This is a genomic window from Citrobacter sp. LST-B2 (genome assembly GCF_057983045.1).
Window position 1 is genome coordinate 594,824 of record NZ_CP192598.1, and the last position, 21,854, is coordinate 616,677.

At 54.2% G+C, this 21,854-nt stretch carries 25 protein-coding genes; 10 read left to right on the top strand and 15 right to left on the bottom strand.

Annotated features, from left to right (window positions below; all coding sequences use genetic code 11):
* The 4 genes from nlpI to mtr all read left to right on the top strand — a co-directional run bounded on the left by nlpI (position 1) and on the right by mtr (position 4,297).
* Positions 1–885: a lipoprotein NlpI gene (gene nlpI, locus ACQ0PY_RS02880; RefSeq protein WP_109739803.1), complete on the top strand. Its 885-nt coding sequence runs from the start codon at positions 1–3 to the stop codon at positions 883–885.
* A gap of 106 nt (positions 886–991) precedes the next feature.
* Entirely contained in the window at positions 992–1,072 is an 81-nt protein-coding gene (gene yrbN, locus ACQ0PY_RS02885) for a protein YrbN (RefSeq protein ID WP_010723222.1), read from the top strand.
* Positions 1,065–2,909: an ATP-dependent RNA helicase DeaD gene (gene deaD, locus ACQ0PY_RS02890; protein WP_125339389.1), complete on the top strand. Its 1,845-nt coding sequence runs from the start codon at positions 1,065–1,067 to the stop codon at positions 2,907–2,909. Before yrbN ends, deaD begins: the two co-directional genes overlap by 8 nt.
* 143 nt (positions 2,910–3,052) lie before the next feature.
* Complete coding sequence (gene mtr / locus ACQ0PY_RS02895; RefSeq protein WP_042998278.1) at positions 3,053–4,297, top strand: tryptophan permease; 1,245 nt, start codon at positions 3,053–3,055, stop codon at positions 4,295–4,297.
* A gap of 85 nt (positions 4,298–4,382) precedes the next feature.
* Here the strand turns inward: mtr and ACQ0PY_RS02900 are convergent, their stop codons facing one another.
* From ACQ0PY_RS02900 to ubiU, 3 genes are all read right to left on the bottom strand, one after another.
* Positions 4,383–5,390, bottom strand: coding sequence for a luciferase-like monooxygenase (locus tag ACQ0PY_RS02900; RefSeq protein ID WP_042998277.1), 1,008 nt, complete (start codon positions 5,388–5,390; stop codon positions 4,383–4,385).
* 80 nt (positions 5,391–5,470) lie between these two features.
* Positions 5,471–6,349 (bottom strand): U32 family peptidase, encoded by an 879-nt coding sequence (locus ACQ0PY_RS02905; protein WP_042998276.1) that lies wholly within the window; start codon positions 6,347–6,349, stop codon positions 5,471–5,473.
* 8 nt (positions 6,350–6,357) lie between these two features.
* Positions 6,358–7,353 carry a ubiquinone anaerobic biosynthesis protein UbiU gene (gene ubiU, locus ACQ0PY_RS02910; protein WP_042998275.1) on the bottom strand — a complete coding sequence of 332 codons (996 nt, stop codon included), beginning with the start codon at positions 7,351–7,353 and terminating at the stop codon, positions 6,358–6,360.
* 220 nt (positions 7,354–7,573) lie between these two features.
* Between ubiU and ubiT the strand changes: the two genes are divergently transcribed.
* A complete protein-coding gene (gene ubiT, locus ACQ0PY_RS02915) occupies positions 7,574–8,098 on the top strand; it encodes a ubiquinone anaerobic biosynthesis accessory factor UbiT (protein ID WP_042998274.1) in 525 nt (174 codons plus the stop codon).
* Entirely contained in the window at positions 8,092–8,595 is a 504-nt protein-coding gene (locus ACQ0PY_RS02920; protein WP_042998273.1) for a GNAT family N-acetyltransferase, read from the top strand. Before ubiT ends, ACQ0PY_RS02920 begins: the two co-directional genes overlap by 7 nt.
* On the opposite strand, the gene ACQ0PY_RS02925 is transcribed toward ACQ0PY_RS02920, so the two are convergent.
* On the bottom strand, positions 8,582–8,884 hold the full coding sequence (locus tag ACQ0PY_RS02925; RefSeq protein WP_042998272.1) for a GIY-YIG nuclease family protein: 303 nt from the start codon (positions 8,882–8,884) through the stop codon (positions 8,582–8,584). The two genes, ACQ0PY_RS02920 and ACQ0PY_RS02925, sit on opposite strands and share 14 nt — an antisense overlap.
* A gap of 52 nt (positions 8,885–8,936) precedes the next feature.
* Here ACQ0PY_RS02925 and ACQ0PY_RS02930 point away from each other — a divergent pair, with 52 nt between their 5' ends.
* Positions 8,937–9,380, top strand: coding sequence for a YhbP family protein (locus ACQ0PY_RS02930; protein ID WP_054176901.1), 444 nt, complete (start codon positions 8,937–8,939; stop codon positions 9,378–9,380).
* On the opposite strand, the gene yhbO is transcribed toward ACQ0PY_RS02930, so the two are convergent.
* Complete coding sequence (gene yhbO, locus ACQ0PY_RS02935) at positions 9,360–9,878, bottom strand: protein/nucleic acid deglycase (protein ID WP_104445740.1); 519 nt, start codon at positions 9,876–9,878, stop codon at positions 9,360–9,362. The two genes, ACQ0PY_RS02930 and yhbO, sit on opposite strands and share 21 nt — an antisense overlap.
* 128 nt (positions 9,879–10,006) lie before the next feature.
* Between yhbO and ACQ0PY_RS02940 the strand changes: the two genes are divergently transcribed.
* On the top strand, positions 10,007–10,648 hold the full coding sequence (locus tag ACQ0PY_RS02940; RefSeq protein ID WP_044255906.1) for an NAD(P)H-binding protein: 642 nt from the start codon (positions 10,007–10,009) through the stop codon (positions 10,646–10,648).
* 69 nt (positions 10,649–10,717) lie between these two features.
* Positions 10,718–11,755, top strand: a complete 1,038-nt coding sequence (locus ACQ0PY_RS02945) for a permease (protein WP_044255902.1) — start codon at positions 10,718–10,720, stop codon at positions 11,753–11,755.
* Between the two features lie 96 nt (positions 11,756–11,851).
* Here the strand turns inward: ACQ0PY_RS02945 and dolP are convergent, their stop codons facing one another.
* The 4 genes from dolP to ACQ0PY_RS02965 form a co-directional block, all read right to left on the bottom strand.
* Positions 11,852–12,427 carry a division/outer membrane stress-associated lipid-binding lipoprotein gene (gene dolP, locus ACQ0PY_RS02950; protein WP_042998268.1) on the bottom strand — a complete coding sequence of 192 codons (576 nt, stop codon included), beginning with the start codon at positions 12,425–12,427 and terminating at the stop codon, positions 11,852–11,854.
* A 9-nt stretch (positions 12,428–12,436) separates the two neighbouring features.
* On the bottom strand, positions 12,437–13,027 hold the full coding sequence (diaA, locus tag ACQ0PY_RS02955) for a DnaA initiator-associating protein DiaA (protein ID WP_023246631.1): 591 nt from the start codon (positions 13,025–13,027) through the stop codon (positions 12,437–12,439).
* A gap of 165 nt (positions 13,028–13,192) precedes the next feature.
* Positions 13,193–13,588 carry a YraN family protein gene (locus tag ACQ0PY_RS02960; RefSeq protein WP_044263617.1) on the bottom strand — a complete coding sequence of 132 codons (396 nt, stop codon included), beginning with the start codon at positions 13,586–13,588 and terminating at the stop codon, positions 13,193–13,195.
* The gene (locus tag ACQ0PY_RS02965) at positions 13,546–15,600 is read right to left on the bottom strand and encodes a penicillin-binding protein activator (RefSeq protein ID WP_099433671.1); all 2,055 of its coding nucleotides are present in this window, start codon (positions 15,598–15,600) and stop codon (positions 13,546–13,548) included. The genes ACQ0PY_RS02960 and ACQ0PY_RS02965 overlap by 43 nt, the downstream gene beginning before the upstream one ends.
* Before the next feature lie 64 nt (positions 15,601–15,664).
* On the opposite strand from ACQ0PY_RS02965, the gene rsmI reads away from it, so the two are divergent.
* Complete coding sequence (gene rsmI / locus ACQ0PY_RS02970; RefSeq protein ID WP_042998265.1) at positions 15,665–16,528, top strand: 16S rRNA (cytidine(1402)-2'-O)-methyltransferase; 864 nt, start codon at positions 15,665–15,667, stop codon at positions 16,526–16,528.
* Between the two features lie 49 nt (positions 16,529–16,577).
* On the opposite strand, the gene ACQ0PY_RS02975 is transcribed toward rsmI, so the two are convergent.
* From ACQ0PY_RS02975 to ACQ0PY_RS03000, 6 genes are all read right to left on the bottom strand, one after another.
* Positions 16,578–17,297 carry a galactosamine-6-phosphate isomerase gene (locus tag ACQ0PY_RS02975; RefSeq protein ID WP_042998264.1) on the bottom strand — a complete coding sequence of 240 codons (720 nt, stop codon included), beginning with the start codon at positions 17,295–17,297 and terminating at the stop codon, positions 16,578–16,580.
* A 53-nt stretch (positions 17,298–17,350) separates the two neighbouring features.
* Positions 17,351–18,142, bottom strand: coding sequence for a PTS galactosamine transporter subunit IID (gene agaD / locus ACQ0PY_RS02980; RefSeq protein WP_042998263.1), 792 nt, complete (start codon positions 18,140–18,142; stop codon positions 17,351–17,353).
* A complete protein-coding gene (agaC, locus tag ACQ0PY_RS02985; RefSeq protein WP_042998262.1) occupies positions 18,132–18,938 on the bottom strand; it encodes a PTS galactosamine transporter subunit IIC in 807 nt (268 codons plus the stop codon). Before agaC ends, agaD begins: the two co-directional genes overlap by 11 nt.
* Positions 18,939–18,992: 54 nt before the next feature.
* Entirely contained in the window at positions 18,993–19,469 is a 477-nt protein-coding gene (agaB, locus tag ACQ0PY_RS02990) for a PTS galactosamine transporter subunit IIB (RefSeq protein WP_042998261.1), read from the bottom strand.
* A gap of 188 nt (positions 19,470–19,657) precedes the next feature.
* Complete coding sequence (gene kbaY, locus ACQ0PY_RS02995) at positions 19,658–20,533, bottom strand: tagatose-bisphosphate aldolase subunit KbaY (protein ID WP_044267500.1); 876 nt, start codon at positions 20,531–20,533, stop codon at positions 19,658–19,660.
* A gap of 12 nt (positions 20,534–20,545) precedes the next feature.
* Positions 20,546–21,700, bottom strand: a complete 1,155-nt coding sequence (locus ACQ0PY_RS03000) for an AgaS family sugar isomerase (RefSeq protein ID WP_042998259.1) — start codon at positions 21,698–21,700, stop codon at positions 20,546–20,548.
* Between the last annotated feature and the right edge of the window lie 154 nt (positions 21,701–21,854).

The window sequence follows — 21,854 nt, forward strand, 5'->3', positions numbered from 1 at the left end:
ATGAAGCCTTTTTTGCGCTGGTGTTTCGTGGCAACAGCACTCACGCTGGCTGGATGCAGTAACTCCACCTGGCGTAAGAGTGAAGTCCTCGCAGTACCATTGCAACCGACTTTGCAGCAGGAAGTGATTCTGGCACGCATGGAACAAATTCTTGCCAGTCGGGCTTTAACCGATGACGAACGCGCACAGCTTTTATATGAGCGCGGAGTGTTGTATGATAGTCTCGGTCTGAGGGCATTGGCGCGAAATGATTTTTCACAAGCGCTGGCAATCCGACCTGATATGCCTGAAGTATTCAATTACTTAGGCATTTATTTAACGCAGGCAGGCAATTTTGATGCTGCCTATGAAGCGTTTGATTCTGTACTTGAGCTTGATCCAACTTACAACTACGCGCACTTAAATCGCGGTATCGCATTGTATTACGGCGGTCGCGACAAGTTAGCGCAAGATGATCTGCTGGCGTTTTATCAAGACGATCCCAATGATCCTTTCCGCAGCCTGTGGCTTTATCTCGCCGAGCAGAAGCTCGATGAGAAGCAGGCAAAAGTCGCGCTGAAACAGCGCTTCGAGAAATCGGATAAAGAACAATGGGGATGGAACATTGTCGAGTTCTACCTGGGCAACATTAGCGAAGCAACGCTGATGGATAGGCTCAAGGCGGACGCAACGGATAACACCTCGCTCGCTGAGCATCTCAGTGAAACCAACTTCTATTTAGGTAAGTACTACCTAAGTCTGGGGGATTTGGACAACGCTAAGGCATTGTTCAAACTGGCGGTGGCTAACAACGTTCATAACTTTGTTGAGCACCGATATGCATTGTTGGAATTATCGCTCCTGGGCCAGGACCAAGATGACCTGGCAGAATCGGACCAGCAATAGCTGACGTACACATCAGCCCGTAATCTTTTTTGATTGCCATCACCTTCGCGGGTGAGGGCGTTGTTGTTCGTTAATACACCTACTTTGAGCCGGTTCACACTTTTCAATGAAAATTGCAGATCAATTTCATGATGAGTTATGTAGACTGGCCGCCATTAATTTTGAGGCACACGTACTACATGGCTGAATTCGAAACCACTTTTGCAGATCTGGGCCTGAAGGCTCCTATCCTTGAAGCCCTTAACGATCTGGGTTACGAAAAACCATCTCCAATCCAGGCAGAGTGCATTCCGCATCTGCTGGGCGGTCGCGATGTTCTGGGTATGGCCCAGACCGGTAGCGGCAAAACGGCAGCGTTCTCTTTACCGCTGCTCAACAATCTTGATCCTGAGCTGAAGGCACCTCAGATTCTGGTGCTGGCCCCGACCCGCGAACTGGCGGTTCAGGTAGCCGAAGCGATGACGGATTTCTCTAAACACATGCGCGGCGTGAACGTGGTTGCCCTGTACGGCGGCCAGCGTTATGACGTGCAGTTACGCGCCCTGCGTCAAGGGCCGCAGATCGTCGTCGGTACGCCGGGTCGTCTGCTTGATCACTTAAAACGCGGTACCCTGGATCTGTCTCGTCTGAGCGGTCTGGTACTGGACGAAGCCGATGAAATGCTGCGTATGGGCTTCATCGAAGACGTTGAAACCATCATGGCGCAGATCCCGGAAGGTCATCAGACCGCTCTGTTCTCTGCCACCATGCCGGAAGCGATTCGTCGCATTACCCGCCGCTTCATGAAAGAGCCGCAGGAAGTGCGCATTCAGTCCAGCGTCACTACCCGTCCGGACATCAGCCAGAGTTACTGGACTGTCTGGGGCATGCGTAAAAACGAAGCGCTGGTGCGTTTCCTGGAAGCGGAAGATTTTGATGCGGCGATTATCTTCGTTCGTACCAAAAACGCGACTCTGGAAGTGGCTGAAGCGCTGGAGCGTAGCGGCTATAACAGCGCCGCGCTGAACGGCGACATGAACCAGGCGCTGCGTGAGCAGACCCTGGAACGTCTGAAAGACGGTCGTCTGGATATTCTGATTGCAACCGACGTTGCGGCCCGTGGCCTGGACGTTGAGCGTATCAGTCTGGTCGTAAACTACGATATCCCAATGGATTCCGAGTCTTACGTTCACCGTATCGGTCGTACCGGTCGTGCGGGTCGTGCAGGCCGTGCGCTGCTGTTCGTTGAGAACCGCGAGCGTCGTCTGCTGCGTAACATTGAACGCACGATGAAGCTGACCATTCCGGAAGTTGAACTGCCGAACGCAGAACTGTTGGGCAAACGTCGTCTGGAAAAATTCGCGGCTAAAGTACAGCAGCAGCTGGAAAGCAGCGATCTGGATCAGTACCGTGCGCTGCTGGCGAAACTGCAGCCGACGGCGGAAGACGAAGAGCTGGATATCGAAACTCTGGCTGCCGCTCTGCTTAAGATGGCGCAGGGCGAACGTCCGCTGATTCTGCCGCCAGATGCGCCGATGCGTCCGAAGCGTGAGTTCCGCGACCGTGACGATCGTGGTCCGCGTGACCGTAACGATCGTGGCCCGCGTGGCGACCGTGAAGACCGTCCGCGTCGTGAACGTCGTGACGTTGGCGATATGCAGCTGTACCGCATTGAAGTGGGCCGTGATGATGGCGTTGAAGTTCGTCATATCGTTGGCGCGATTGCAAACGAAGGCGACATCAGCAGCCGTTACATTGGTAACATCAAGCTGTTCGCTTCGCACTCCACCATCGAACTGCCGAAAGGTATGCCGGGTGAAGTCCTGCAGCACTTTACGCGCACTCGCATCCTGAACAAGCCGATGAACATGCAGCTGCTGGGCGATGCACAGCCGCACACTGAACGTCGTGGCGGTGGTCGTAGCTTTGGTGGCGAGCGTCGTGAAGGTGGTCGTGGTGATGGGCGTCGTTTCAGCGGCGAACGTCGCGAAGGTAGCCGTGCACCACGTCGTGAAGAAGGCTCCAGCCGTCGTCGTGACGCGTAAACATCTTGCTTACTGACGTAAAGTAATAGATACAGCCCCGGTAAAACTATCGGGGCTTTTTTTATTTCATTTGTACTATTGTACTGGTACGGTGCAACACATTAAAATGCCGTCACAACATTATTCGCTGGAGAAATCGCTAAATGGCAACACTAACCACCACCCAGACATCACCTTCGCTGCTCGGCGGCGTGGTGATCATCGGCGGCACCATTATCGGCGCAGGGATGTTCTCTCTGCCGGTGGTCATGTCCGGGGCGTGGTTTTTCTGGTCAATGGCGGCGCTGGTCTTTACCTGGTTCTGCATGCTGCATTCCGGTTTGATGATCCTCGAAGCCAACCTCAACTATCGTATCGGTTCAAGCTTCGACACCATCACCAAAGATCTGCTGGGCAAAGGCTGGAACGTCGTCAACGGTATTTCTATTGCCTTCGTGCTCTATATCCTGACCTACGCCTATATTTCGGCGAGCGGTTCGATTTTGCACCATACCTTCAGCGAAATGTCGCTGAATGTGCCTGCGCGTGCGGCAGGGTTTGGCTTTGCCCTGTTGGTGGCGTTTGTGGTGTGGTTGAGCACCAAAGCGGTGAGTCGCATGACGGCGATCGTGCTGGGTGCGAAAGTCATTACTTTTTTCCTGACCTTCGGCAGTCTGCTCGGGCACGTCACGCCGACCACGCTGTTTAACGTCTCGGAAAGTCACGCCTCTTATACGCCGTACCTGTTGATGACGCTGCCATTCTGTCTGGCGTCCTTTGGTTACCACGGTAACGTCCCGAGCCTGATGAAATACTACGGCAAAGATCCGCGCACTATTGTGAAGTGCCTGGTCTACGGTACGCTGCTGGCGCTGGTGCTCTACTCCGTCTGGTTGCTGGGAACGATGGGAAACATTCCGCGTCCAGAGTTTATCGGTATCGCGCAGAAGGGCGGCAATATTGATGTGTTGGTTCAGGCGCTAAGCGGCGTGCTGAACAGTCGCAGTCTGGACCTGTTGCTGGTGGTGTTCTCCAACTTTGCGGTGGCGAGTTCATTCCTCGGCGTGACGCTGGGACTGTTTGACTATCTGGCGGATCTGTTTGGTTTCGATGATTCGGCGCTGGGGCGCTTCAAAACGGCGCTGCTTACCTTTGTGCCGCCAATCGCCGGTGGGTTGCTGTGGCCGAACGGTTTCCTGTATGCCATTGGTTATGCAGGACTGGCGGCGACCATCTGGGCCGCGATTGTACCGGCGTTGCTGGCACGTAAATCGCGTCAGCGCTTTGGTAGCCCGAAATTCCGTGTCTGGGGTGGTAAGCCGATGATTGTCCTGATTCTGGTTTTTGGTGTCGGTAACGCGCTGGTACATATCCTGTCGAGCTTTAATTTATTGCCTGTGTACCAGTAAGTCTTTTGTGCCGGATGGCGGCTACACCTTATCCGGCCTACGCGATCTCGTAGGCCAGGTAAGTGGAAGCGCCACCGGGCAAAAACTACCCCACCAACTCTTCTTTCACATCCATCGCCAGATCAAACGAGTGCAGACGCGCCTGATGGTCAAAAATCTGCCCGTTAACCATGATCTCGTCCGCTTGGGTTTCACGCAGAATAGACTCCAGTCCGTGGCGTACTTTCGTTTTATCACCCACCAGCGACATGCTCAGCGCCTGTTGCACACCATACTGTTCTGACGGCGACCAGAACTGATCCATATTTTGAATCGGCGCCGGGAGTTGGCCCGTTTCGCCACGCCGCAACTTGACGAAAGCCTGCTGCATCGAGGTGAAAAGATACTCTGCATCACGGTTACTGTCGGCGGCAATGATGTTGATGCACACCATTGCATACGGTTTTTCCAGCCGCGCGGATGGCCGGAACTGCGTGCGGTACAGATGCAGCGCCTGGAACAGCATATCCGGTGCGAAGTGGGAGGCAAAAGCGAACGGCAGGCCAAGCTGTGCGGCTAACTGCGCGCTATAGAGGCTGGAACCTAACAGCCAGACCGGGATCTTCTCGCCGTAGCCAGGCACCGGGCGCACCTGCGGGTTTGGATCGCGTGCGTCAAACCAGTCCACCAGCTCAGCGACGTCGCGAGGGAAGTTATCGATATCGCCGCCCATATGGCGACGCAGGGCTCGCATTGTCGGCTGGTCGCTGCCCGGCGCGCGGCCCAGGCCGAGATCAATGCGTCCCGGATAGAGCGTATTCAACGTACCGAACTGCTCGGCAATGACCAGCGGTGAGTGATTGGGAAGCATGACGCCGCCGGAACCGAGGTGCAAAGTCCGGGTGTTGGCGGCCAGATAGCCAATCAGTACCGACGTTGCTGCACTGGCGATACCGATCATGTTGTGGTGTTCCGCCAGCCAGTAGCGGTGGTAGCCTCGTTTTTCCGCGAGGCGGGCGAGATCCAGCGAGTGCGAGAACGCCTCTTTTGCTGAAGATCCGTCAGGAATCGGTGCCAGATCCAGCACCGAGAAAGGAATGGTTTTGTCAGTCATAACGGCTCACTTTGTTACCAGTTAATCTTTTCATACTGCATTAAAGATTAGTTAATGTTGTTAACAAAGTGAGCTATTTATCAGGGCTGCAGTTCGAGACCCGCCAGCCGTTTCCAGTAGCCATTGCAATCGCTGTGCGCGGTAAGCGGCAACGGCGCGTGCCCCGTTTCGTTGGCGCGGAAGGCGTCAAGCATCGCGAATGTCTCGGTTCCCAGCGGTGACAGACGCACAATATCCACCAGTCCCTGCATTGACGTCAATTCGTTCCCCAGATTGTAGATATAGCCGCTCATGGTCTGAATGCCATTGAGGACGAACACCTGTTGATTCTCCTGGGAGAGCACGTCGCGGCCATTCGGGTACTTGATGCAGCAGGTTTCGCATTCATCTTTCGGCCGGTCTTCCGAACGAGCGGTAAAACAGCGAGCGGAGTAAGCCAGTGGCAGATGCCCGTAGCTCAGGACTTCCACTTCAAACTGCTGGCGAATCCCCAGTTCATCACACTGATTGAGCAGGTTCACCAGCCAGTCGCGGGACAGTTCTACCGGCATGCACCAGCGCACCATTCCGTGTTTGAGCAGCAGGCGCAGCGTGACCGCGTTGTAGCAGTTCAGCGCGTGTCCGGCGACAAACGGGAGTTTGCGGTCGGCGCACATATTCACCACGCCAAGATCGCTGGCCTCCAGCAAAAAGTCGCCGTTTTCGACATAACGCTTCAGCTCATTCAGCTCAGAAGAGGCTTGTACCAGCGCCAGCGTTGAAAGTACCACCTGCTTACCGCTACCGGCGAGCGACTTCGCCATATCCAGCCAGTCGCCGACTTTCGTGGCGCGGCGTTTGCTGCACACCGCTTCACCGAGATAGATAACATCCGCGCTGCTGGCAGCGGCCTGCTGATAAAAGTCTTCCAGCGTCTCTTTCGGCCAGTAGTAAAGCACCGGCCCTAAGGAATATTTCATTGCTTTTCTCACTGCCATTTACGGTGATACGCGCCAAGCGTCGTCTGAGTGCCTTCGGACATCGCGCCGAGCGTCTCCATCCAGGCTGCTTGCGGCGTATAGTTTTGCGGGTCGGCCACACAGCGGTCGATCGCCTGACGCCACACTTTCGCGACCTGGCTGACATAGGCCGGGCTGCGCTGACGGCCTTCGATTTTCACCGAGGCAATATTCGCCGCCAGTAGTTCCGGCAGCAATTCCAGCGTGTTCAGGCTGGTTGGTTCTTCCAGTGCGTGGTAACGCTCACCGTCAACCAGGTAACGCCCTTTACACAGCGTCGGATAACCGGCGTTTTCCCCATCCTGATAGCGGTCGATCAACACTTCATTCAGACGAGATTCCAGCCCCTGTGGCGTCTGCTGCCAGCGTACAAAGCGGGCAGGGGAACAGGCGCCTACCGTATTAGGAGATTCACCGGTTAACCAGGACGAGAGATAACAGCGACCTTCCGCCATAATGCATAGACTGCCGAAAGCAAAAACTTCCAGCGGCACCGGCGTCACGCGGGCAAGCTGTTTCACCTGATGAATCGAGAGCACGCGTGGCAGGACGACGCGGGCAACGTCAAAATTGCGATGATAAAAGTTGATCGCTTCTTCATTTGTTGCCGAAGCCTGAACAGAGACATGGCGCTCAATATGCGGATAACGAACTGCGGCATACTCAAGCATCGCGAGATCGGCAAGGATCAGCGCATCCGCACCCAGTTGCGCGGCCATATCCACCGCGCGCTGCCAGCGGGCATAACCATCTGGATGCGCAAAGGTGTTAATGGCGATGTGCAATTTGCGGCGGTGTTGATGGACAAAACTCACCGCTTCCTGCAATTTCTTCTCGGTAAAGTTAAGGCCGGCGAAGTGGCGGGCGTTGGTATCATCTTTAAGCCCGATATAAACAGCATCAGCGCCGTTTTCGATGGCCGCCTTAAGCGCCGGGAGATTTCCGGCAGGGCAGAGCAGCTCCATAATTTATCCTGAAGATTGCGCCGCCTGGGACGCATAATTGTTAACGAACAAGGATTTTAGTTAACCTTGCTGCGACAATTTTTGATTTAAGGCAGTTAAAGTCGTATTGATATCAGTAATAAAGAGGTAGAGATTTCGTACGCAATTGTTGATTTACGCCGCTATGTCGTTTATCTGATATGGCAAAATAGCAGGATAATTGAAACAGGGAGTAAAGCTCGTGTTAGATAAGCTGCGTTCACGCTTAGTACATTTCGGTCCGTCTCTGATGAGTGTGCCAGTTAAACTGACGCCCTTTGCACTGCAACGCCAGGTTCTGCAACAGGTCCTGAGCTGGCAGTTTCGCCAGGCCCTGGCAGACGGTGAACTGGAATTCCTGGAAGGCCGTTGGTTAAGCATTACGGTTCGCGATATCGGCCTGAAGTGGTATACCTCGGTCGAGAATGACAAACTGATCGTCTGCGAGGATGCGCAAGCCGACGTGAGTTTTAGCGCTGATGCCAGCGATCTGTTGATGATCGCCGCACGTAAGCAGGATCCGGATACGCTCTTCTTCCAACGCCGTCTGGTGATCGAAGGGGATACGGAGTTAGGGTTGTATGTGAAAAACCTGATGGATGCCATTGACCTGGAGCAGATGCCCAAAGCGTTGCGTGTTATGCTGCTGCAACTGGCGGATTTTGTTGAGGCGGGCATGAAATACTCGCCAGAAACCAAACAAACATCGGTAGGTGAACCATGCTGATTCGAGTAGAAATTCCCATTGACGCCCCCGGCATTGATGCCCTGCTGCGTCGTTCATTCGAAAGCGATGCGGAAGCGAAACTGGTTCACGACCTACGTGAAGATGGTTTTCTGACGCTCGGTCTGGTCGCCACCGACGATGAAGGTCAGGTGGTGGGTTATGTGGCATTCAGCCCCGTCGACGTGCAGGGCGAAGATCTGCAGTGGGTTGGTATGGCACCGCTGGCGGTAGACGAAAACTATCGTGGACAAGGTCTGGCCCGCCAACTGGTTTATGAAGGACTGGATTCACTCAATGAATTTGGCTATGCCGCCGTGGTCACCCTGGGCGATCCGGCACTGTACAGCCGTTTTGGTTTCGAACTGGCCGCCCACCACGATCTGCATTGCCGCTGGCCAGGCACGGAAAGTGCGTTCCAGGTGCATCGCTTAGCGGATGATGCATTAAGCGGCGTCACGGGACTGGTCGAGTATCACGATCACTTTAATCGTTTTTAAGCGTCGGGGTTTGCAGGTCATTCAGTAATGCTGCAAACCCTTCGCCTTCTGCGACAAGTCGCTCTTTCTGCCGCTTGGTGAGGCGTTTGACCCGGTATTCTGCGCGTAGCGCCAGTGAACGGTCGCCAACCGGCGCGGAAAATGCCAGCGTCAGTTCCCCTTTCCCCCGTAGCGCTTTCGCGCCTTTACCACATTGATGCTGCCGGTAGCGGCGTGCCACGTCGGTCGTGATCCCGGTATACAGGGCATTGTCGGCGGTGCGGATCAGATAAAGATACCAGGGTGTCATCGTGGCCTTCGGCGTGTTACGTTTCTGTCATCCAGTATAAAAGAGAACCGAGATGGAAACACTCACTGCGATCAGTCGTTGGCTGGCTAAACAACACGTTGTGACCTGGTGCGTGCATCGCGACGGGGAATTGTGGTGCGCGAATGCGTTTTATATTTATGACGTAAAAAAGGTCGCTTTTTATCTGCTGACGGAGGAGAAAACGCGTCATGTGCAGATGTCTGGTTCGCGAGCGCCCGTTGCCGGAACGGTAAATGGCCAACCGAAAACGGTCGCATTGATTCGCGGCGTGCAGTTTAAAGGCGAGATTCGCCAACTGGTTGGGGAGGAAAGCGACGCGGCACGACAGGCCTATCTTCGCCGCTTCCCGGTTGCCAGAATGCTGTCCGCGCCGGTATGGGAAATCCGCGTGGATGAACTCAAGTTCACCGACAACACCCTGGGTTTTGGCAAAAAATTAGTGTGGTTACGTCAGTCAGGCACCGAGAATGCGTAAGGCTTCGCGATTGAACGCCGGCAGATCGTCAGGGGTTCGACTGGTCACCAGTTGGTCTTTATCAACCACCACTTCCTGATCGTAAAATTCTGCACCGGCGTTTTTCACGTCGATAATGATCGGTTTAACGGCGGTCAGTTTACGCCCGCGAATCACATCGGCGCTGATCAGCAACTGTGGTCCGTGACAGATGGCGAAGACCGGTTTACCCGTGTTCACGAAATCGCGCGTAAAGGTGACGAAACGGTCATCACCGCGAAGGTAATCCGGTGAATGGCCGCCAGGTAACAGCAATGCATCGAAATCGGCCGGACGCACTTCATCAATCGCTTTATCAATCGTGACGCTGGCTTCGCCTTTTTTCCCTTTTACGGTTTTACCTACCTGTTTTTCAATCGTAATAACCTCATGCCCGGCCTGACGAAACTCTGCTGCGGGTGAGGTGAATTCTGAGTCCTCAAACTCGTCAGTGATTAAAACGGCAATCTTCTTACTCATGCTTCCTCCGCTGGATCTGCATTGGATAAGGCAATTTTTCCCTGATGATGGATAATTACCTTGTGAACTACTAAGCCTGGTCGATAGGGCTGAGGGTGCAAGGCGGACAATTCTGGAAAGGAGCGAGGATGAGTCAGGTACTGATTACCGGGGCGACCGGGTTGGTTGGCGGACATTTACTGCGGATGTTGCTTAATGAACCGAAGATCCATTCCATTGCCGCGCCAACGCGACGTCCGCTGGCGGATATGCCTGGCGTCTATAATCCCCACGATCCGCAACTGACCGATGCGCTGGCGCAGGTCACCGATCCTGTCGATATTGTTTTTTGCTGCCTGGGCACGACCCGCCGTGAAGCGGGCAGTAAAGAGGCGTTTATCCATGCCGACTATACGCTGGTGGTCGACACCGCGTTGACCGGTCTCCGCCTGGGGGCGCAGCATATGCTGGTGGTGAGTTCGATGGGGGCCAATGCCCATTCGCCGTTTTTCTATAACCGCGTAAAAGGGGAAATGGAGGAGGCGCTGATTGCGCAAGATTGGCCAACGCTGACGATTGCGCGTCCGTCGATGCTGCTCGGCGATCGGTCAAAGCAGCGGATGAACGAAACCCTGTTTGCACCGTTGTTCCGGTTGCTGCCGGGCAACTGGAAATCGATTGAGGCGCGGGACGTGGCGCGCGCGATGCTGGCAGAAGCGCTTGCGCCTGAACATGACGGGGTAACAATCCTGACATCGTCTCAACTGCGGGAAAAGGCGGCGTCAATATAGCATTTCCAAACATTTCCCAAAGGCGTAGTATTCACCGGCAAAATTATCTAACACTCCCTGGGGAATGCTATGGCTGGTCAGTCTTCGTCTCAGGCGGCAACACCGTTTCAATGGTGGAAACCCGCTCTTTTCTTTCTCGTCGTCATTGTTGGTCTCTGGTATGTGAAATGGCAACCTTACTACGGTAAAGCCTTCACCGCCGCAGAAACACACAGTATCGGAAAATCTATTCTGGCGCAGGCCGATGCGAACCCCTGGCAGGCAGCCTGGGACTATGCGATGGTCTATTTCATTGCGGTCTGGAAGGCAGCGGTATTGGGGGTGATCCTCGGCTCGCTGATTCAGGTTCTGATCCCGCGTGACTGGCTGTTACGCACGCTTGGACAGGCACGTTTTCGCGGCACGCTGTTCGGTACGCTTTTCTCTCTGCCCGGCATGATGTGTACCTGTTGTGCTGCACCGGTGGCGGCGGGGATGCGTCGCCAGCAGGTTTCGATGGGCGGTGCGCTGGCATTCTGGATGGGGAATCCACTGTTAAACCCGGCGACGCTGGTGTTTATGGGCTTTGTCCTTGGCTGGCATTTCGCGGCGATCCGTCTGGTCGCTGGACTGGCGATGGTGCTGGTAGTGGCGACGCTGGTACAAAAATGGGTGAAAGAGCCTCCGCAGACTGAATTGCCGGTGGAAATCACGCAGCCGGACGAGCAGGGCGGGTTCTTTGTTCGCTGGGGTAAAGCGCTATGGATGCTGTTCTGGAGCACCATCCCGGTCTATATTCTGGCAGTGTTGGTACTGGGTGCGGCGCGCGTCTGGCTGTTCCCTCATGCCGATGGCGCTATTGATAACAGCCTGCTGTGGGTGATTGCGCTGGCGGTAGCCGGTTGTCTGTTTGTGATCCCAACTGCCGCAGAAATCCCGATTGTGCAGACCATGATGCTGGCAGGAATGGGAACTGCGCCTGCGCTGGCACTGCTGATGACATTACCCGCCGTCAGCCTGCCGTCGCTGATTATGCTACGTAAAGCGTTTCCGGCAAAAGCGCTGTGGATGACCGGTGCGCTGGTGGCGATTTCGGGTGTGATGGTGGGAAGTATTGCGTTGATATAAAACAGCAATGCCGGGGGCGCTTCGCTTGCCCGGCCTACGGTCGTACATTCTGTAGGCCGGATAAGGCGCTTACGCCGTCATCCGGCACACAACGACTTACTTGATAAACGTAAACGCCGTGGTGACGCGCTTCACGCCGCTGACCCGGCTGGCGATATCCGCCGCGGCTTTGGCTTCACGTTCGGTCACCAGGCCTAACAGGAACACTTCACCGTTTTCGGTTGTCACCTTCACGTTGGAAGATTTAACCTGGTCGCTGGTCAATAACTGAGAGCGTACTTTGGTGGTGATCCAGGTGTCGTTTGAGGCGGTGCCCATACCAATCGGCTCACCCTGACGGATCTCGTTATAGACTTCGGTGGTACCATCGACGCCCATTGCAATCTGTTTGGCGCGTGAGGAGAGCTCGCTATTCGGCGACTGGCCGACCAGCAACACTTTACCTTGATAAGCCGTCACGTTAATTCGCGTTTCTTTCTTGATCTGTGCATCTTTCGACAGCGCACTGTTGACGCGCAGTTCCAGGGTTCCATCGTCCACCTGAGTGCCTACGCTACGTGGATCTGTTGCTGCTTTGGTACCAACGGCGGCGGTTCCGACAACAGCGGCGGCCACACAACCTTGCAACAGCAGAGCAGAAATAAGGACTGCGATTGGCGATAAAGCCTTCATGTGTACTCCTTAATCATCCTGGTGGGGGAAAAGCGTGTTATCGATCAGATCGCACAGGCAGTTTACCGTCAGCATATGCATTTCCTGAATGCGTGCGCTGTGATGCGAAGGGATGCGGATCTCAACATCCTGTGGCCCTAACAGTCCAGCCAGTTCACCCCCGTCATATCCGGTCAATGCCACAATCGTCATGTCTCGCGTGACCGCTGCTTCCACGGCCTTCACGATATCGCGGCTGTTACCGCGCGTCGAGATGGCCAGTAAGACATCACCCGCATGACCCAACGCCCGAACCTGTTTTGCATACACTTCGTCATGCAGGCGGTCGTTGGCAATCGCTGTTAAGACCACATTATCCGTATTTAGTGCAATCGCAGGTAAACTAGGACGTTCTGTTTCAAAACGGTTGATCATGCTGGCAGCAAAATGCTGTGCGTTGGCAGCGGATGTCCCATTACCACAACAGAGAATTTTGTTGCCATTGAGCAGTGAATGAACCAGCGTCATGGCGGCACGAGAGATAGCATCCGGGAGGGCTTCTGCCGCGGCAATTTGCGTTTGAATGCTTTCGGTAAAGCAGACTTTGATTCTGTCTAACACGCTAATCCTTAAGAGCTAATCCATCAGGCTATTTTATTTGCCATTTGGACCTGGGCGGTACTCCCACTCCTCACGTACAACATGTACGCGCCGGTGGTTCCGCGTTGTCCGTGTCCAGACTGGCTGCAACAATATATGCCCAATGGGTCTGCTCTGAATCTTCAATTATGAGCAGTCGGTAAAGGCATTTCTCAACCACTCAACGTCATTTCCGGTGAAGGCTAACACATCGAACCGGCAATCCACAGTATCAAAACTCCCATTGTGGCGCGCGAGCCACAAACGGGCGGCCTGTAATACTTTGCGTTGCTTGCTGTGCGTCACACTGGCAGCGGCGCCACCGAATGCCGCAGAGCGTCGGTAGCGGACCTCAATAAAGACGGTTGTCTTGCCATCACGCATAATCAGATCAATTTCGCCGCCGCGTTCACGCACGTTGGCGGCGATGAAATGCAGTCCCTTGCGCTCAAGCCAGCGACGCGCGGTGGTTTCCCACGCGTCACCAGTCTGCTTGCTCGTTAACTGGCGGGGACGATCTGCCCTTGCTGGTACTGGAGCCATGATAACTTCCTGTTAATCACACAGTCCTGACTGGCGGTCAGCGCGCCGGTATTCCCGTTAATTTCAAAGCCCTGCACCTGACGCATCTGGGAGAAATGGTTGGCCAGCGACCAGGCATCGACGCCCATTGCATACATGCGCGCCAGCGAATAGTCGTTATGCACGGCACCGAGTGCCTGCTGCATCAGCGACGGGTTCGCGCCTGCCAGCATTGGGATCTCGCTGTACTGCAGGCCATCCATTTCCAGACGGAAGTCTGGGCCGGCATTCCCTTGCGCGCTACGTGAGCTGGCGTACAGCGTTGCACCGCTCTGGCTACCGTTGCGCATGGCGATCATCGGCTTGATGAAGGCTATCTCATTCGGGGTTGCCAGAATATAGACGGCGTCCACGCGACCTCCGTTACCGCTGATTTGCGCATCCGTTGGTGGGGCCGGGATGGTTAAATTGCCAATAGTGACGCCAGGTTGAGACGGCGTGCTCGCGGCAACCGGGCTACCGGTTAAGGCAATGCCGGAACCGCCGTTAACGCCCATACGCAGCTCCGCCGTTGAGCCAAATTTCTGCTGCAATACCGTACCGCCTCCCAGTTTTTGCCACTCCTGGGCAAAGGCGTTAGCAACACGATCGCCAAGCGCGCTACGCGGGATCAGTAGCAGCGGTGACTGTTTACCCTGTTCATGAATATGGCGCGCGGCATCACGCGCTTCATCTTCCGGTGAGAGAGCGAAGTAACAGATGTTTGCCCGACTCTGTACCGATTCCGGCTGGTTAAGCGCCAGTACGTTCAGCGGGGTGTTGCTTTTGACCAGTTCGTCGACATTGTTTTTCAGCAGCGGACCGACCACGATGCTCGCGCCATCCTGCTGAACCTGCGCCAGGATCTGATCGAGCGGTTGGGCGCTGGTATCATAAATTTTCAGTTCTGCGGAAGGATTTGCCGCCGCGCTTGCGGTGGCTGGCTGCGCCGACGTAGCCTGCGGCGCGCTGACCGGAGCAGGCTGATCGGCCTGCTGTTCGTCGGTCAAATCACTCACTGACGCCTGAGAAGGGCTGGCGACGCCATCTGTCAGCTGCGGCTGCGGGTCTGCTGGCGTTGTGGCCGCAACCGGAGTCGGTTGCGCGGTGGGCTGCGTATCGACCGGTTGCGTACCGAGATTTTTGGCGGCTTCAAAGCCTTGTTGAATGGTGCGACCAAACACCGCAGCCTGACCATTTAGCGGCAGCAACAGGGCGATTTTGCTGGTGGACGCGGGCTTAAAGCTCTGTACGTTAACCAGTTGGGTTGGCAGTATTTTTGCGCCTGGATTCTGCGGATAGCGTTTTTGCCAGTCGGCAATACCTGCTTTCATCATGTCCGGATCGCTGCGGTTATCAAACCAGACGCGTTGCAGATCCAGCCAGCCCTGCAATACGTTTTCATCGGCATTGATCACCAGAGCCTGGGCCTGCTCTGGCGTCATTGACGACAGCGCCTGCCAGGTGGCGTCGATGTTTTTCTGCTTATCCTTCTCGCTAAGCAGCGGTTCCTGAGCAATCAGGGCGCGCAGCAGTGAGAGTGACGGACGGCCCTGGCTGGCGTCAATCTGCGCCTGCCAGTAACGAGCCTGTTGATTTTGCTCAAAATCAGACGGGGTAAGCTTTTCCAGCAGCGACTGCGCGCCGGTAAAATCTTTCTGTGCCAGTTTGATTTCAACGGCTAACAGCGACTGTTCCCGGCGCTGGGAATCATTCAGATCCTGCGGCAACTGATTAAACAGTTCGATAGCCTGCTGGCTTTTGCCTTCTTTCAGCAGTGCACGAATGGCGAGTAATTGCCAGTTGGTCTTGCTATCATTTGCGCTTTGCTGCATCTGTTGCAGATAAAAGCCGGAATCAGCTTGCGCTGTGCCCTGCATATGGGCAGTGCTCTGATCGGGCGCCTGGGTGCCACAGCCGACGAAAATCAGGGCTGCCAGAACGATGGGCAGACAGCGCGCGGCTTTTAAACGAGAGAATGTTAAGGGTACCATACTGTATCCAGTGATATTTTTTATACGCAATGCTCAATATTAAATCGGCAATACGGACGACACAATGACACAACACGAATCGGCGGAGAATTCTCGCGGCCAACTCTTTATTGTACCTACTCCAATTGGGAATTTGTCTGATATTACCCAGCGTGCGCTCGAAGTGTTACAAGCCGTTGATTTAATTGCCGCGGAAGATACTCGTCATACCGGATTATTATTGCAGCATTTTGCGATTAATGCCCGACTGTTCGCCCTGCACGATCATAACGAACAGCAAAAAGCAGAAACGCTGGTAGCGAAATTGAAAGAGGGGCAAAACATCGCGCTGGTTTCTGATGCCGGGACGCCGCTGATCAACGATCCGGGTTATCACCTGGTGCGTACCTGTCGTGAGCAAGGCATTCGTGTGGTGCCGTTGCCGGGTCCCTGTGCGGCGATTGCCGCGTTAAGCGCGGCGGGGTTGCCGTCCGACCGCTTCTGCTATGAAGGTTTTTTACCAGCGAAATCAAAGGGACGCCGTGACGCGCTGAAAGCTATTGAAACCGAACCGCGTACGCTGATTTTCTATGAATCCACCCATCGCCTGTTAGACAGTCTGGAAGATATGGTCGCAGTGTGGGGCGAATCCCGTTATGTGGTGCTGGCGCGCGAGCTGACCAAAACCTGGGAGACGATCCACGGCGCACCGGTAGGTGAACTGCTGGCGTGGGTGAAAGAAGATGAGAACCGGCGCAAAGGCGAGATGGTGCTGATTGTGGAGGGGCACAAGGCGCAGGAAGATGACCTGCCCGCCGATGCTTTGCGCACTCTCGCACTCTTACAGACCGAGCTGCCACTAAAAAAAGCGGCAGCGCTGACGGCAGAAATCCACGGCGTGAAGAAGAACGCGCTGTATAAGTACGCGCTGGAGCAGCAGGGGGAGTAAATTCAGCAGACACGCTGCAAAGTTGTAGCGTGTCTGCTGAGATGAGTGGCTACCGATCAGAATAATGCGAGCCATCCAGTAAGCATGTCGTATTGTCATGCAGCCACAAAAACGAGGCCGGAACAGCCGTCGTCACGGTAGCGGTCAGGTATTTTTCGACAGCGGCCTGCTTGCCATCCCCGGCAATCAGCAGCAAAATTTCTTTTGCATTGAGGATCTCCTTCAGTCCCAGCGTGATACCGTGTGTCACCGGACGACCGGCCGTTTTCAGCATGTCATGATGGCGCGTTTGGTCATCAAGCCTGCTGATATGGCAACACGGCTCCAGCGCGGTTCCCGGCTCGTTCAGCCCCAGATGACCATTTTTGCCGATACCCAGTACGCATAAATCAAGGCCACCCCGATGGGCAATCAAATCCGTCACGCGTTCGCACTCTTTCTCATCGATATTTTCCGACTGAAAGCCGATCAACTGTTCCGGGCGCAGGCCAAGCGGTTGCACGATGTGCTGTTGCAGGAACGATTCACAGGTACCCGGTGTGTGTAAGGGAATCCCCACCCATTCATCGAGCTTCACGAAGGTCACGTTTCGGATATCAACTTGATTCTTTTGTATTTTCTCGACAAAGAAACGATAGGTCAGTTCAGGTGTGGCACCGGTCGCCAGGCAAATCGTCGCGTCAGGTTTGTCCTGTATAACCTGAATCAATCGTTCGCTGGCGCGATCGCTGAGCGCATCGTAGTGGTCGCAGTACTGTATGCATTGCATTGGTCAGTCATCCTTTTGACGAGGGGCGCACGTACTGTCGCGCCCCGTTCAGTTTACAAAATGCCGAGTGCGGAAGAGACGATAGAAAGCACGAAGGTGACACCGATTAGCAATACCGGATGTGCTTTTTTCACCCGCAGCAGGTAGTACATCAACAGCGTGTAGCCCATGGGTAAAATGTTCGGGAAGACCTTATCAAAGAAGTCCTTTTGTAGTGCCACATTGTGCGTGCTGTCGATGGCAAAAGAGGTCACGACATTAATATGGACGTAAGACGCGATCAGACCGCCAATCACCGTGATCCCGAGGATGGTTGCCGAGCGGGCGATCATCTGCGAGTTTTCCCTCACCTTATCAATGGCTTTTACCCCAACCGAATAGCCGACGTGAGTCCAGCCGACGCGCAGGAAAAAGATCATCAGATAAACGGCGAAGAACAGAATCGGCCCCAGCAAATTGCCCTGGCTGGCGAAAGAGGAGCAGATCCCCGCCATGATCGGCAGCAAAGTGAACCAGAAAATGGCATCACCAATCCCGGCAATAGGGCCAAACAGCGCCACTTTCAGGCCTTTAATGGTGTCGCGGTTTTCTCCTTTCTCTTCCATGGAGATAAGCAGCCCCATCAGAAAACCGACGAGGTTTGGGTGGGTATTGATAAATTCCAGATGATCTTTCATGGCCGCACTCAGGCCCGGCTTATCATCTTTATAGATTTTTTTCAGAATCGGCAGCATCGCCCAGGTAAAGCCGCCCGCCTGCATCCTTTCATAGTTAAAGCTCGCCTGCAGAAGCGAAGAGCGGAAGCCAAGACGGGTAATGTCTTTTTTACTGATTTCAGATCCCATTGCTGTAATCCTCTTCATCATCATTTTTATGGGCGGCAGGCTGGGGTTGCGCCTGCTGTTTAGCTTTGGCATTGAAAAACTCGTACACGGCGAAGCCCGCGCCGAGGACAGCGACCGGGAGAAGGTTGTTGACCTGGATGTAGCAGACAAAAAGGAAGCCGGCGATCAGATAAGGAATGTACTGTGCTTTGAACATCACGCGCAGCAGCAGACCAAAACCAACGGCAGGCAGAATACCGCCCGCGACTTCAAAACCATGAGTAAGCCAGGCGGGCATGGCTTTCACCAGCGCCTGCATGGCACCCTGCGCCAGATAGGTACACAGAAACGCGATAATCGCGTAAGAGCAGGCGACAATCAGCGTCGTTAGCCAGTTCAGACGGGAAAATGCGCGGGTGTTGGCTTCTTTTGCGCAGTTGTCGGCTCTGGACATAAACAGGGAAAAAGCGGAATAGAAGAACAGAATCACATATTGCATCAGCAGACTGAACGGCAGGCCAAGGCCGATGGCGGTTTTGGCATCCACGCCGGTAGACCAGGCGATCACCGTTGTCATCAATCCTGCCATGATGGGGTTTGGCGGTTGTACGCCGCCGGCGGGCGTCAAACCAGCAAAAGCCAGTTCGGTCAGACCGCCGGTGATCAAACCAATATGAATGTCGCCAAGAATGGCGCCAGTGAGCGTACAGACAATAATTGGTCTGAATAAAAACAAGGCTTCCAGCCAAAAATCGATTCCCAGAAAGAAGACTAGTGCCGCGAGGGATATCCCTTGTAAAAGCGTTATTTCATTCATTGTAAACACCTCATATAAATAAGTCCCTTTACTATGAAAACGTTGGCTTGTTATTTACTCCGGGATCGCTTCTTTTTGATCGCCAGGGACATCCTGAATAAAAATGTTTACGCCATGTTTCTTAATGAACTGCAGATCATTAAGGTCCTGCTCATTGACATAAACTTTACTGCTGATCTGCTTTTTGCCTTCTGAGAAGTGCATATTGCCGACGTTCACGTCGTTAAGCGTGATACCGCCTTCGAGCAGCTTTCTGACTGTTTGCGGGGTGCGGCAAATCAGGAAGATCTTCTGATGCGGCGCTGCTTTACCGATGACATTGATAGTTTTTTCTATAGAGAAGAAGCGGATACCGAAACCGTAGGTTTCTGCGGTGATGCTCATTAATTTCTGCTGAATCTCATCCTGAGCGACATCATCATCCACGACGACCAGCAGATTGGCACCGATCGTTGATGTCCAGGTGACACCCACCTGACCATGCACCAGTCGGTTATCAATACGCGTTAACAGGATATTTGGACTGCTCATACTTAAATCCTCACCATAAAATAATTGAATGACTGAACTTGTTGAAATATATTATTCTTACCGTATCGCATTCATTAATTAATTCAGCGTGATGTAATCTCGTTATTCTCCTCCGCTATTTGGTCAGAAAGCGCTACCTGATATTAATCAGATAGCGCTTTTGTGTAGTGATGATAAAGCCGACTCGCTTACGATAACTCGTGGTCGACTAAAAGTTTATTGGCCGATCCACAGACATTGATTTTACTTCTCACGACTTCTTTCATTGCATCCATACCGACGCGCATGTAGTAGCGCGGATCGTTGCCCTGTGGGTTGTCGGCAAACCACGCTTTCACGGCATCGGCAAAGGCAATTTTCAGTTCAGTGGCGACGTTAACCTTACAGACGCCCAGTTCTATCGTGCGGCGCACGTACTCGTCAGGCACATCGCTCGCGCCATGTAGCACCAGCGGAATATCCACCACTTCACGAATTTCAGCCAGACGCTGGAAATCGATTTTCGGCTTTTTGGTGTACAGGCCGTGCGCGGTACCGATGGCGACGGCAAGGCTGTCGACGCCGGTCAGCTCAACAAAGCGTTTGGCCTCCTGCGGATCGGTCAGAAAGGCGCTTTCTGCGTCAACGCTCATGTCATCTTCGACGCCACCCAGTCGCCCCAGCTCCGCTTCGACGCTGCAATCGCGGGCGTGGCAGAAATCCACCACCGATTTCACCAGCTTCACGTTTTCTTCAAACGGAAAATGGCTACCGTCGATCATGGCGCTGCGCACTCCTGCGTTCACTTTATGGCGAATGTCGTCCAGCGATTCATGATGATCGAGATGCAGCGCCAGCGGCATGCCGTAGGTGGTGGAGTAGGCGGTGCACAGCGCGTAAAGCTCTTCCAGCGCGATATGTTTAAAGGTGCCTGGCGTACCGGCGAGGATCACGGGTGATTGCATTTCGCTACACACTTCGAGGATCGCCTGGATCGTCTCGGCATTATGGATGTTGAAGGCCGGAACGGCGTAGCCTTTTGCCTGGGCATCCTGCAAGAGATACTTCGTGGAAATGATACTCATGATCGGATCCTCTTAAGCCTGCCACGGGTGAATAACGACGCCCTGCACCACGCGGTTGACCGTACCGCTGCGGGAAGGGGTATCCGGCGTATTACCGACTGCAATGGACTGGGTGAGCGCAAAGACCTGGGCATACATCAGGTAGCAGAACGCCAGTTCGGTATCGATGAAATGACGCGCAGACGGCAGCAAAATGTGCGGGCCGGCTTCGATAATGGAATCGCTTTCGGCTGCAATGGCAACAACGCGCATGGCCTGATCATCGCGACGCAGCTCGGCCAGCAGATCGAGATCGTACTGCCGGGTATAAGGATGGCTGGAGACATACACCACTATTAGCGTTTCGTTATCCACCAGTGATTTCGGTCCATGACGGAAGCCGGTTGGAGAATCGTAAAATGCCGCCAGCTTACCGGCGGTCAGTTCCAGGACTTTCAGGGCCGATTCACGCGCGGCACCCTGCAATCCGCCGCTGCCGAGGTAGACGATCCGTTTCCAGTTTTCATTGCCAAACACGCCGTGGCTGAAATCACCTAGTGAGGACAGGATCGTCTGGCAGCGATCCGCGACGTCGCAGAAGGTCTGGCTGTTGATGAGTTTCGGTGCGAACACCGCCAGGCAACTGGCCATCATGGTGGTAATACTGCTGGTCATCGCAAAACCGCGATCGTGTGTTTCTGCCGGCATCAGCAGAGCAAAAGCGTTATCGCTTGCCACCGCGTTCTGGTACAGGCTGCCCGCTTCATTGCAGGTGATCGAAAGGTGATAGCACTCAGGGACGAACTGGTTTGCCAGTTCCACTGCGGCGACGCTTTCCGGGCTATTGCCGGAACGGGCAAACGAGACCAGCAGCAGCGGATGCGCCGGATTCAGATAATCCATAGGATTGGTGACCAGATCGGTGGTCGGAACGGCGCTGATGTTTTGCCCCGTGTGGCTGGCAAGCCAGGGAGAGATGATCTCGCCAATGAATGCCGAGGTACCTGCCCCGGTCAGCACGATCCGCAGATCGTCTTTACGCAGTAGTGGCGCAAGAAAGTTGTCGATCGTGGTACGTATCGCGTCAATGTTCGTCAGCGATCGGATCCAACTGGCAGGCTGCTGGCGGATCTCTTCTTCAGTCCAGGTTCCGGTGGTTGCCGCTGCAGGGGTATAGGTTTCTGGCATATCGTAAGTCCTTAGTCTTGTGAATTCCACATCAGACGCTGGCAAAATGTCGCTATCTTTCGTTTCGTTTCACTTGTTCACATGATCGATTGATTAAAATCTATAGGAAAGAAATCGAAAGTTCAATGATGCGAAATGAAATAAAACGAAAAGT